Annotated in this window: 6 protein-coding genes; 2 read left to right on the top strand and 4 right to left on the bottom strand. The window is 48.5% G+C overall.

Annotated elements, in window-relative coordinates; translation table 11 throughout:
* Positions 1-18: 18 nt before the first annotated feature.
* Positions 19-438 carry a hypothetical protein gene (locus tag LU290_RS03860; RefSeq protein WP_277809239.1) on the top strand — a complete coding sequence of 140 codons (420 nt, stop codon included), beginning with the start codon at positions 19-21 and terminating at the stop codon, positions 436-438.
* A 601-nt stretch (positions 439-1039) separates the two neighbouring features.
* Here LU290_RS03860 and LU290_RS03855 read toward each other — a convergent pair.
* Complete coding sequence (locus tag LU290_RS03855) at positions 1040-2377, bottom strand: glyceraldehyde-3-phosphate dehydrogenase (protein ID WP_277809238.1); 1338 nt, start codon at positions 2375-2377, stop codon at positions 1040-1042.
* Positions 2378-2500: 123 nt separating this feature from the next.
* Positions 2501-3550 carry a thiamine phosphate synthase gene (locus LU290_RS03850; protein WP_277809237.1) on the bottom strand — a complete coding sequence of 350 codons (1050 nt, stop codon included), beginning with the start codon at positions 3548-3550 and terminating at the stop codon, positions 2501-2503.
* Positions 3551-3822: 272 nt separating this feature from the next.
* Here LU290_RS03850 and hemP point away from each other — a divergent pair, with 272 nt between their 5' ends.
* On the top strand, positions 3823-3990 hold the full coding sequence (gene hemP, locus LU290_RS03845) for a hemin uptake protein HemP (RefSeq protein ID WP_089540655.1): 168 nt from the start codon (positions 3823-3825) through the stop codon (positions 3988-3990).
* Positions 3991-4261: 271 nt separating this feature from the next.
* Here hemP and LU290_RS03840 read toward each other — a convergent pair whose 3' ends face one another.
* Positions 4262-9352, bottom strand: a complete 5091-nt coding sequence (locus tag LU290_RS03840; protein WP_277809236.1) for a translocation/assembly module TamB domain-containing protein — start codon at positions 9350-9352, stop codon at positions 4262-4264.
* Positions 9353-9524: 172 nt separating this feature from the next.
* Complete coding sequence (locus tag LU290_RS03835; protein WP_277809235.1) at positions 9525-12329, bottom strand: autotransporter assembly complex protein TamA; 2805 nt, start codon at positions 12327-12329, stop codon at positions 9525-9527.
* Positions 12330-12514: the final 185 nt, after the last annotated feature.

Below are 12514 nucleotides of genomic sequence, written 5' to 3'. Positions count from 1 at the left end.
GCCTTTTGGGAGAATAAAATGATTACTTTTTGCAAAAAGAGCGAATTACCAAAAAGCAATAAAAAAATCATGATTGATTTTCAAGATTGCTCTGGTAAAGAAAATGCTATTTTGCGTGTTTCACAAAAACTAAAAGGCAGGGAAAGCCCAAGCCTTGTAAGCGGGCGTAGCTTTGACGCACTGTTTGATGTTGTGTGTGATTTTTTTAATGAAAATTGGATGAATTGGCATGATATTCATATCTATAATTGGTCTGAATTTTCTAGAAAAAATCCAATTTTATCACAACAAATTTTAACTTTAATAATCGAGGCTTACCTTGCGAGCATATCCAGTGAAATCCAAATGATGATATGTGAAGAAACCAATACATCAATCCATCAATTATTAGAGGCAGCCAGAGATAAAAAACCAAATATATACATATTACTGACTTAAAGTCGGATCCCATAGGCTGGGTTGGCGACAGCGCAACCCAGCATTATGGTGTAACTCATTGAATTTGTTGGGTTTCGTACCTCAACCCGCCCTACGGACTTATGATAAAAAAGCAGGCATCAGATTAAGTTTTTTGATGTTCTTTGTAAGATTCCCACATTGAACCAACAAACCCGATAGTAAAGCTGTACAAAATTACCCCCATTATCAACAAAGGAATACCGACAAAAGGAATGGCTAAGCATAATACAATCATGATTGCAATGAAAAAACAAAGCAGCATTAACATTCCATGCACTCTACACAAATACCATAATTTCCAAATTATATTTTAAACCAGCTTGATGTTCAAGGATTTTTGCCATTAAACACAACAATCATCACCCATTATTTCTTGACATGCCTTGATTTTATCCTTCTCCCACTCAAAGATTTCACGCTCTTCATCACTCATTGGATTTGGGTCAGCACAGTAAATTAGATTGAGCGAATGCAAAACCCAACATTTATAATACAACCCATTGATTTTGTTAAGCTTTCACAAAAAACCACCAAACAGCCCAAACCGTTTGGTGGTTTTTATCATCACGATAAAAAGCAATCAACCATTTGCCGCCATCTCTTCGGCAACACGAATCACTTGGGTGCTATAACCCATTTCGTTGTCATACCATACATACATCGTGGCACGGTTATCGCTGGCGATGGTCGCTTTGGCATCAAAAATCGCCACTTTTTCAGAACCAACGAAGTCAGTTGATACCGCTTCTGGGCTGTCTGAATAGTCGATTTGTTCTTGCCATTCGATGCTTTGCGATTTCGCCTTGATAAAAGCATTTAGCTCATCAGCCGTACCCACTGCTTTTTCAAAGTTTAGGTTCAAGATTGCCAAAGAAACATTTGGCGTTGGCACACGGATTGCATTGCCAGACAGTTTGCCTTTTAATTCAGGAATGGCTTTGGCAACCGCAGATGCTGCACCTGTTGAAGTCATCACCATGTTTAGCGGGGCAGCACGACCACGGCGGTCTGCCTTGTGGTGGTTGTCCACCAAATTTTGGTCATTGGTAAAGGCGTGTACCGTCTCCATATGACCATTTACGATACCAAATTCATCGTGCAATACTTTAAGCGTTGGCGTGATGGCGTTGGTGGTGCAAGACGCTGCCGAAACGATTTTGTCAGTACCGATGGTTTTGTGGTTTACGCCATAGACTACATTTTTGATGTCGCCTTTGGCTGGGGCAGTCAGTAGTACTTTTGCCACGCCACGACTTGCCAAATGCTTACCCAGACCTACTTCATCTTTCCATTTGCCAGTGTTGTCAATCACGATGGCGTTATCAATGCCGTGAGCGGTATAATCCACTTCTGATGGGTCAGACGCATAGATGACCTTGATAAAGCGACCGCCTGCGATGATGCCGTTATTGGCAGTATCAATCTCTACGCTACCATCAAACCAACCATGCACCGAATCACGCTCAAGTAAGCTACCACGCTTGGCAAGATCGCCCTCGCCTGCTGGACGCACCACGATGGCTTTTAGTTGTAAGCCCTTATCAGACGCAGGACGGCTCATGAGTAGGCGTGCCAAAATACGACCAATGCGACCAAAACCATATAGCACCACATCTGTTGCTGGCACTTCTTGACCATCGGCAAAATCCGCCGCCGTCTTGCCGGCTTTGACCGCCTGACCCAAATCCACAGTCGTGTTCGCCACTGTCAATGACTGTGCCAGCGCCAAAGTATCCGCCACATTCAGTCCTGCATTGGCGTGCTTGGTTAAAATATCCGCCACAGACAGACTGACACGCTCACCAAAGAACAATACATTCACCTGATTGGCGTGTAGCTTGGCAAGGGCAACAATCAGCTCAACAGCTGAGTTTTCTTGGGCTTGACGCTTAGAAAGATGGTCTTGATAAATACTCATGGCTATTTCCTTGTATCAATGAATGGATAAATGAATGGAATATACATCCTAACAAATGATGCGATTTTAAAATAAAATAACCTTTCTGTCTATAATTATTTATTTTTGAAATGGGGTTATTTTTTAAATAAATCCACGAATGCCTGCCACCGCCACCGCACCGTGTGCCAATGCCTTTGGCAAATCTGCCGCATTTACCCCACCCAAAGCCACCACTGGCACAAAAGACAGCTTGGACAGTCTGGCAAACTCTTCCCAGCCCAGACTGGGTGCTTCAGGGTGCGTCAGCGTCGGCAGTACAGGCGACAACAAAATCGCCATGACAGGGTGCATTTTCGCCAATTCATTCGCCTTGAAAATGCTCGCCTCGTCATGACAGCTGACGATGACAGGATAACTTGGTAGCGTCAACTTCGCCAAATCCAATGCCATCAGCTCATTTTGAGTCAGTCGCACCGCCAGCACCGACTCCAACCACACCACCGCATCCTGACAAGACACCACAAACTGCACATCACCCCCATCGGACAACTGTTCCATCAGCTCAGCATTGGTCTTGGTATCTGCCAAGGTACGGATGAGTAGCGTACTGCCTGCGGGTAATTTTTTATAACAATCCAACCAGTCGGTTTGTTCATTAAAAAACGCCAATTCATGGCTAATAACCAACTGCTTTGGCAAAGTCAGCCAAGTTAAAATCGGTGCATTCGCCGACGGAAAACACGCTTTGTGCGACAAAATAAACGCCAAATCATAAAAGCCAATCGCCTGACCGTCCAGACCGACTGTTTTATCTTTAAAATCAAGGTATTGCACATCATTTAGTAGCACCTGATAAATGTGCAGACACACCGATTTGTCCGCATAATCATGATGAATCTTGCCCATTTTGGTAATAAGATTTTGACAAATATCTAGCCCCAGCTCCTCAGACACTTCACGAATGAGTGCGGTTTTGGCAGATTCATTTGGATCAATCTTACCACCGACAAATTCCAATTTACCGCCCTGATGTTGATGGGCATGACGAGTGGCAAGCAGGTATTTTGCCACGCCTGCCTGCTCATATTTGATGACAGCGACCGCCACTTGCACGACTTTGGCAGGCACAGTTGGCACGCCACGAGCCGTCAGACAGCCCTGCAATTCATCATTAACATTACCGTTTGTCATTGTTTTTATACCTTTTATCAGAAAATTGATAAAAATTCTCAAATTTTGTCATTTATATTTGCAATCTTTGAAAAATTTGCTATGATAACAACAAATGATAATTATTGTTATTTAATAATAAATGACAAATGAAATCTTAAAGCAAATTTAGATGAATTATCATTTTACGCTTTGGAAATTGACATGAGTCAATCAAGCGTTTTTGTTCAAAGTTTAAGCCAAAAGTGGCTCGGGAAAACACCCGCAACCCACCAACCAAAAGGAAAATCGCCATGACTATGACAATCGCTCGCTATTTTAGCAACCGTGAAGCCACTCGCCTGCCCACCTTGCATTCGCAAAACCTGTTCGCCCTCACCAAGGAAGTGCGCATCGAACATCAGGGCGAAGAGTACCGCTTGCGTCTGACTCGCAACAACAGATTGATTTTGACCAAATAAGAAACAAGTCCAAACACCAGATGACGATGAGCAAAATCAAATGACAAATCCAGCTGGCACAATCTAGGTGGCAACGCCAACAAGTAAGGCGCATATTTACATACCGCCTGCTTGACACACCGTTTTAGGTTTCTACCACCCAATCTCGCCTGTCATCTTGCTCATAGACATCACCAAAGACTTTCTCCACACCATCAGCACGCTTAGTGTTGATGGTTTTTTTATTGCCAAAATAAGACTTAAATAAGCCGAATGAATTGTCAAAAAAGCATTAAAACTTCCAGCGATAAATCATGTCCACCGTATTTTCTGTGGCTCGTGCCGCCTCCACATAAATGCGGCGGGTCAGCTGATAGCGCATGGAGAGCGTGGATTCGGCATTGAACAGCCCCACGCCATAGCGAATGTATAAATCTGGGCTGATGTAGCCTGTCACGCTCACACTGGTGTCGTCCGAATTGCCCGAAGCGTCGATGGTAAGACTTTCAAGACCAAATGCCTCGCCGATCTGATTGGTGATGTTGCGAGTGCCTGCAAAGCCCAAGTTTAGACCTGCCGCCGCCAGATTGTTGGTCACTTGCGAACGGAAACCCTGCTCAGAGATCTGACTGTCTGCCGCCTCACTGATGCGCCCTGTGACAAGTGCATTCATCGCTTGTTGTTCGGTGAGACCTGCATCATTAAAGACGGTGATCTCAGGATTGTTTACCGTGCCTTTGACACGCACACCCACCGTACGACCTTCGATTTGCTTTTCGCCTTCGATGGATAGGCGGGGGTTTAACAGGTCGCCATTAAAGCGAATTTGTGCATAGTTTAGCTCTAAATTCTGCCCGATGCCATCAACCGTCGTACGCTCAGCGACCTGAATCACACCTTTTGCTCGCATACTGCCTTGACCTTGCTGCGTCAAATGCAGCGCCCCAGCCAAGGGCAGCTCCGCCCCAAGCCCACGGAACATCACCTCATCGCCCAAGTCCAGACCGATGCTGGCATTGATACTCCAAGGCTGCACCACTCTAAGCACTTGATCGATGTTGCCAATGGCTCGGCGATCAAGCACGGTCACATCAGGCGACTCGGTGGTGATGTTGGCGGTGGATTCTGGCGGACGAATGGTGGCGCTTGGCACAGACACCACACCTTGAATGTCCACATATTGTTCAAAAGGCTTGACAAGCACCTCAATGTCAGGCGTCATTTGCGCCACCAACATCGGCGGATGACTGATGTCAAGATTTTCACCCGACAAGCGTAGGCGCGCCCACAGTGCTTGCGACCAGTCAAATTCACCGCCAATCTCGCCTGCCCCAGCCCCTGCCATGAATTCACCATCAAGCTTGGCATTGGTACCATCAACCGTGATGTCGGCGTTGATGTTATTTAGATTCAAAGGCACACCCACAAGTGCAAGCGCCCCATTATTCAAACTGGCATCGCCATAAAACAATGGTCGCTGCAAGGTGCCGCCCACACGCCCTGCCACTTTTGCATTGCCCGCCAAGGTCTGAAAATTGGACAAAAATGGTCGAATGACCGCCAAATTGATGTCATCAATCTGCAAAGTGCCATCAATCGGTTTACCCTCGCCATACGGATCTAACACCACATCGGCATGACCACGAGCCACCGAGCCTGCGACATCAGCACGCAGCTTTAAGCCACTACTGACGCTTTGGGCGATGACAGAGACACGCTCATAAGGCATTTGTACATATGCGCCATTTTGATCCAGACCGATCCGACCATTATCAGAATACAAGACTGCATTGATGGTGGGCTTTTGGCTTTGTTGCCAAGCGGCTTTGATGTGTCCGTTTAGGGTGGACTGCCAGCGAATGTCTTTTGGCAATACCGCCGTAAACACTGCGGTATCTAGATTTTGCACCACCAGATTGACATGACCTAAGTTTTGGGCATAGCGCAAGGTGTCTTGCAGGCAGATGGTACCTGCATCGGTCTGATTGGCGCTGGTGCTTTGCCAGCAGTGCGCCGCCACCGCCACAGCGCCATCATTCAGACCATAGCTAAATTCGGTCGGCTGCGCCTGGGTCAACAGCCCAAATTTCGAGCGAAGTGCCGCATCACTTAGCACCCCACGATAACGCCCAGACGCTCGATCCAGACTGCCCTCAACCTTCGCATTGACCTGATTTTCGGTGGATTCGCTGCTTAAAGCCAGCGTGTGCTTTTGTTCTGTTCCTTGAAAATCAAGCCTCGCCGCCTTCACCACCCGCCCCATGGCGATGATGTCTTTGACATCGATGAGCATTTGACTCTCAGCATTGCCCAGATTGACAATCTTACCCAAGATGCGAGCCTCTTGCGCCACCATATTTGCCGTGCGTACACCGCCTGCCGCCATGTCAATGTACAAGGTCGGTAGTGAATTGCCATCATCCATTAAAATCACGCCGCCTTTGATGGCGCCAGTCGCACTTGGCATGATCTGACTTAAATCTGTAACCATGACACTGGCGGTAAGCTCCGATTTGTCGCCATCAATGCGCAGATGATTGTCACCCAGTCTTAGGGTCAGGTTGTCAGCATCAAGCCGTCTGATGATGTTTTGGGTGCGGCGAGCGCTCGCATCAATCTGCCCACGCAAAGCCAAAAGCTCATCGACATTGCTTGGTGTGTGCGTTTTTAGCTGTGCAAAATAAGCACTCAAATCATCAGGCAGCGCCAAATCCGCCACCAAAGACCCTTTGGCATCAAAGGGCTGATTGCGCAGCGTGCCGTGCAGATTTAGGCGGTCAACCGTGACAAGCTGAGTATTTTTTTGCCAATGACCCCGCACCTTGACATCGCCCGTCAAGTCGCTAGGCACATCATCGATGAACGCACCGACATTAAAGCCACTCATGTCCGCCGCCATATCCCATGCCACACCATCAGAAAGCGCCACAAAGCCTTGGGCGTGAAGCTTGCCTGCCGCACCTTGATAATTCAGATGATTGATGTGATATTTTTGACCACTGCCTTTGACATCCAGCGCCAGATGCCCCTCTGGCAGCTTATCATGCGCCACACGGCCATCAAACACCGCCGTCACATCAGACAGCGTGTCGTTGCGATAGCGCCCACTTGTCGTCAAATCACCTGTAATCACAGCGATGAGATTGGCGTTGTCTGCGGCAAATTGTTTGGTATCAACTTCATCAAGCCTTGCCTTGATGTCCCAAGCAACGCCATCGCTCAGATCAAGCTTGCCTGTCGCATTCAGCTTGCCGGAGTCGGTGTCTGCGGTGAGTCTTTGGATATTGATGGCATTCATGTCGCCAGACACATCAACACCAAGCAGCACCTCGCCCACATCAGGTGCAAAAGACTGCGTCGCCCTACCGTCAAATGATGCATCAAAATGGCGCACATTGCCCGAATGCAGGCGCACACTGGCACGCCCAAGCCCCTTGATGGCGGCGCTTTGTCCCGCCGTCAAAGTGGCGTTTAGATCAGCATCTTTGATGTCAATGTCATGCACATCTGTATCATCTGTGCCGCTGCGCATTCTGCCTGTCGCCAAAATACGCCCTGACACCGTCTGAAACGGCGTTTTGTTTGGCACATCAAAATAAGCGTTTGGGTAAAGTTTGTTTGTAGTTAAATCAAATTGCCAAGTCAAAGGCTGCTGCATGGTCGCCAAGTCAATGCGCCCTGTGCCTGACAAGTCGCCCATCATGCCATCATACTTAAAGTCTGTCAGATGAATGCGCTCGCCTTTTTCAATATTTGCCTTGATGACATAGTCGCCAGCAGGTGCCGCAGACAAAGACTGGATGTGTCCTTGTGCATCGACATAAGTACGACCCTCTTCAAGGCGAATGCTCGCTGTGCCATGTGTAGAATGAATACGGTCCAGATTTGGCACATTGGTGCGAATCAGATTGCGCCAGCTGGCATCGATACGCCAAGGGGCATCTGGGTCATCTTGGGACTGGGCAAGCGTGGCGCTGATCATCTCACCATCTTTTTGATTGAGATCAAACTCAAAACGAGTGTCGTTATTGCCATCCAAATAATAGTAATGAACACTCAAATCACCCGTCAAAGTCTGCGGTAAATACGCCTCATAATCACGATATTCTATCGGCAGCGCCTCACGCACCCGATAGCCATCGCCACTTAGAGTCGCTTGCAGCTCAAATTCGTCCGCCCAAGACATCTCACCCCTAGCAAACAAAGTGCCACTTGGTGTGTCTGCACGCAAAAAAGGAATGTCCATGCCGCCATCACGCACCACGCCACGCCCACGGTAGCGTCCAGAAGGAATGTCTTTGGCGGTCAAATCGCTGTTGATGCGCAGCTCAATGTTTGACACCACGCCATCTGCGGTGATGGTGCCATCGCTTAGGGTGATGTTTTGCTCGGCAGCATAAGGTAGGATTACTTTATCAAAATCCAGCCGTGCGCTAAATGGCGAATTGTCATCTAAGCCTTGTGCGACAAACTCTCCCTTGATGTCGTGGTCGTTATATTTGCTACGAATCGTGCCTACCGTGCGTTTTAGTGTGCCTGTGGCGTGCGTGTGCAGCGTCCCAAAATACACTTTTGTGATGGCAGACACTGCCACATCTGCCTTGACATCTAGTGGATAATCACCCGTCAAGTCAATACTGCCGTCAATATTACTGACCGTCACAGCATCATTGTAGCGGATATTTGCACCGTTTAGGGTGACGCTTGTGCCTGACCACAGCCCATCTTTGATGTGGATGTCGTGCAGATGGACTGGCTCTTTGGTCGCCTGACGATAAACGATCTGCTTAGCATGAGTATTTTCAAGCTTGATCGTTACAGGCAAATCGATGGTGGCATAATCAAAAGGCTCGCCTGTGGGCGGTTTTTTATTGATGACCTCCACTTGGTTGATCTGCGTGTCCACCAGATGCACTTGGCGTGCCAGCACCGCTCGCCAGCCAAGCTGCACATAGGCTCGGTCAATGCGAATTTCAATATTCTCGCCCTGAGCGATTTTTACCTCAGACACCCACACGCCATCTCGAAGATTGCCCTCTGCGTATTTTAGGCTCGTACCTGTTTCAAGGGCGATTTTCTCCAATAAAAACTTCGTGCCGCCTTGCGTTCCCATCGCATAAAACAGCAGCACCAGCATGAGCGCCATCGCCACCAAAAACACCATCACCGCACGCAGCAGATACACCAGCCACTTAGGATGATTGCCTTTTGGCGAGTGATTGGGCGTTTGATTAGGTGTTTGATTGGGCGAGCCATCATCCGTGTTAGGCTTGGCATCTTGGTCAGTCTTTGGCGACTGATCCAAATGGCGCAGCGACACACTCACTTCCTGTGAGTGATTTTGGCTGCTTGGACGATTGGTTTTATTGGTTTGATCATTCATGTCTGGATTGATGGTGTTTATGAATGTGATGAATATGACAATAATAAAAGTCGTTAAAAATAAAGTCGTTAAAAGTCGGGGCTACCAAATGCATTAAAATGCCATCATCAAGGCAAATATCAAGCTTAATTTGTCTGACAAGCCTTAGTTTTGGTTATTAAACCTAAAATGACTAAAATGGCGTACCAATGAAAAAGTGCAGTTTGATGGCATGTTTGTCCTCTTTGACGCCAGTCGCCACATCGACACGCACCTGCCCCACAGGTGATGAATAGCGAATGCCGACGCCTGCGCCGATTTTGGTGTCATTTTTGAAGTGTTTGTCATACGCATTGCCCACATCAGCAAATGCCGCCAAACGCAGACCATTCATCACTTCATAGTTGTACTCAGCGCTTGCCACTGCCAGCGCCTGCCCACCTGTCAGATAGCCCTTGTCCGAGATGGGCGAAAGACTTTCGTAATTGTAGCCACGAATGCTTTGGTCGCCGCCAGCGAAAAAGCGCAGTTTATAAGGCACGGCATCAAAATCATCCGCCCACAGATAGCCCAAATTGACACTACCAACCAGCTGATGCGCGCGGTCTTTGCCGTAGGCGTTGTCGCCAAAACTGTACACACCGCCAAGTCCGACACGGGCGATCGCCATGTTGGTGTCCGTGACCACACCTTTTGCGCCTGCTTCTAGCGAGTAGCTTTGGCGGTAGCCACGCATCGGATCGACAGGGTTGTCGGCATCGGTTTTACTGATGGCAAAGCCTGCCAACAGCGCCTCTTGAGTTGGCTTACCATCGATGAAACGCACTGGCAAATCTTCCCAAGACTCAGCAGGCGCACCTGTTTCAAGCTCATCGAGTCGGTAGCGCAGCGAGTAGCTTCGGTTCCAGCCAGAGTCGTTGATGATGTTTCGGCTTAGGCTTTGTTGAAGGGTGCGACTGCTTAAATCAAAAGTACCCTCGCCGCTGCCGATGGTCTCCTCATCATAGCTCAAAGACGCACGCAGCTTGTCATTTAAAGGGTGGCTCATCGGCTTGGTGGCATACAGACTCACGCCTTTTCTGTCGCCAGATAAGCGCATGTCTGCCCCTGCCTGATAGCCGCTTTTATTGATCAGGTGATGCTCAAACTTGGTGACAAGGCGTGGTCCGCTGTCTGACCCCCAGCCCAGACCAATCTGCGCATCTCTTGGCTTGTCGGACATCACAAAGACATACAGCGGCACTTTCTTGTCCGCATGCACCTCTTGGGCGCTTTTGCGGCCTGCCAATGTCGGCAGTGCGCCATCGCCATCGGCACGAAATTCATCACCCGACTCATCAGGCAAAATCATCTTAGCCACACTGCTCACCGCATCTGAAATGCGCCCTAAAATACTCCTAGACTGCTTGCGTGTGTCAGTAACCAGCAGGCGATCTTCTGGCATGTTGTAAAGTCGCTCCGCTTTTTGGGTGACAAGCGACAGCTTATCTTGAACGACCTGCGAAGCGCTAAACTCAATCGGTGCCACCTCAGCGACCGCGCCCTCGCCCAAATCCACCGTCTCAGTGACCTCTGCTGCACCATCACCGCTTTCAAAGTCCACGCCATCTTGTGCGCCCGCCACCTCAGGCAGCACCGTCTCTGTGTTCACGGCATTAAAATAGCCAGTGGCGAGCAGATTACTACTCAAATTGCGCACGGCAGTGCGGTTGTAGGCGTCGCCCATGTCAAAGGTGACCAGCTTTTTGAGTAGCTCAGACTTCACAGGCAGCTTGTCTGGATCAGTGGTGAGCTGCCCTGTCTCTGGATCGACCGTGAAAAACACCACATCATCAAAAGAATACTGCTCGCCACTGTCATAGACCAAGCTGACATCCGCCAGATTGTCAGGTAAAATCACATCCACCGAGTTGTCTAGCCACCTGCCATCAAAATACCCTTCCTCAGCGCTGACATCCACAATGGCAGACTTGGCAGCCTCATAATTACCATGATGAAACACATCATCTGGCGTCAAATTCGCCCGAGCAATCGCTGCTTGGTAGGCTGGGTTATTTTCGCCCTCACCACGCACCTCCAATGCCTGATTGATGATGCGTACTGGCTCGCCGATGTCATTGATGATGACATTGACTTTGCCACCACCTGCATAGCTTAGCCCAAAATCCAGCTCATAATAACCCACCGCTCGTGCCGCTGTATCGACCGCTTGGCGCAGGCGTGGCAAAGCACTATTAAAATCGGTCACGCTCTGAGCGGTCATGTCTTCAAGCATGGCTTTGATGTTGGCGATTGGCTCTTGTTTTAGCTCACTGCGGCTCATCTTGGTAAGCCCATCCACAGAGACTTGATTTGCCAAGACAGCATCGGCAGGTGCGCCATCACCATGATAAAACGCTGTCTCCACACGCACCACCGTCTCCACACCGTCATTAAAAAGTCGATTGTACAGTCTTTTGACGGCGTTTGGCTGCTTGATGTCATCTGTCTGCACGACAAGTTCATCCATCTCTTGTGGCACATAGGTGTACTGCGGGATGTGCGCAGTCGGATCGAGACTTGCCTGACCCTTTTGAGTGGCATTCGCCATTTGGATGTCATCGGGCGTTGGTAGGCTGGCGGCGGCATCAATATCCAAACCAATGGGCGCACGCACTTCATCAATGCGAGAGACGAGCGCTGCGTCAGTGCGACTCATGATGAGTGGGTTTTCTTGGGCGGCGTTTTGTAGGCGAGATTCGATTTGTGCTGGGGTGTACATCGGCACATCAGCGATGATTTGCGCTGATTCGGCGATTTTTTTATCCAAAAAAGTCGCACTTGGGGTTGCTTGTGCATTGACTTGCGATGTATTGGCAGGCTTTGGCTGTGCGGTTTGCTGAGTCAAGCTGACATCACTTGTCGCCCACGCAGACTGACCAAGCTGCTGAGCCACGCACACCACCGCCAAAGACAATGCCGTCTTAGAAAAACGCTTTTTGCGCCACACTGCATCCATCACGCTTGCCTTTATGAATCCTGCCATACCACCACCCAAATCATCAATTCAACCACTCATGGAAAATTCCACAAAAATCAACCAGTCTACCTTACAAAAAACGACTAAAAAATAAACAAAAATTCAAAATACCTGCTATTATAACAAATCAATTAAGATTAACAATCATTTATATTATTTTATTA

The sequence above is a fragment of the Moraxella nasibovis genome (assembly GCF_029581575.1).
Lineage (GTDB): Bacteria > Pseudomonadota > Gammaproteobacteria > Pseudomonadales > Moraxellaceae > Moraxella > Moraxella nasibovis.
This window is presented reverse-complemented; position numbering and strand designations above follow the sequence as displayed.

Excerpts from the sequence above, each read along its gene's own strand:
- hemP (WP_089540655.1), top strand. The coding sequence starts at position 3,823 with ATGACTATGACAATCGCTCGCTATTTTAGCAACCGTGAAGCCACTCGC.
- LU290_RS03835 (WP_277809235.1), bottom strand. The coding sequence starts at position 12,329 with ATGGATGCAGTGTGGCGCAAAAAGCGTTTTTCTAAGACGGCATTGTCT.
- LU290_RS03855 (WP_277809238.1), bottom strand. The coding sequence starts at position 2,377 with ATGAGTATTTATCAAGACCATCTTTCTAAGCGTCAAGCCCAAGAAAAC.
- LU290_RS03840 (WP_277809236.1), bottom strand. The coding sequence starts at position 9,352 with ATGAATGATCAAACCAATAAAACCAATCGTCCAAGCAGCCAAAATCAC.
- LU290_RS03850 (WP_277809237.1), bottom strand. The coding sequence starts at position 3,550 with ATGACAAACGGTAATGTTAATGATGAATTGCAGGGCTGTCTGACGGCT.
- LU290_RS03860 (WP_277809239.1), top strand. The coding sequence starts at position 19 with ATGATTACTTTTTGCAAAAAGAGCGAATTACCAAAAAGCAATAAAAAA.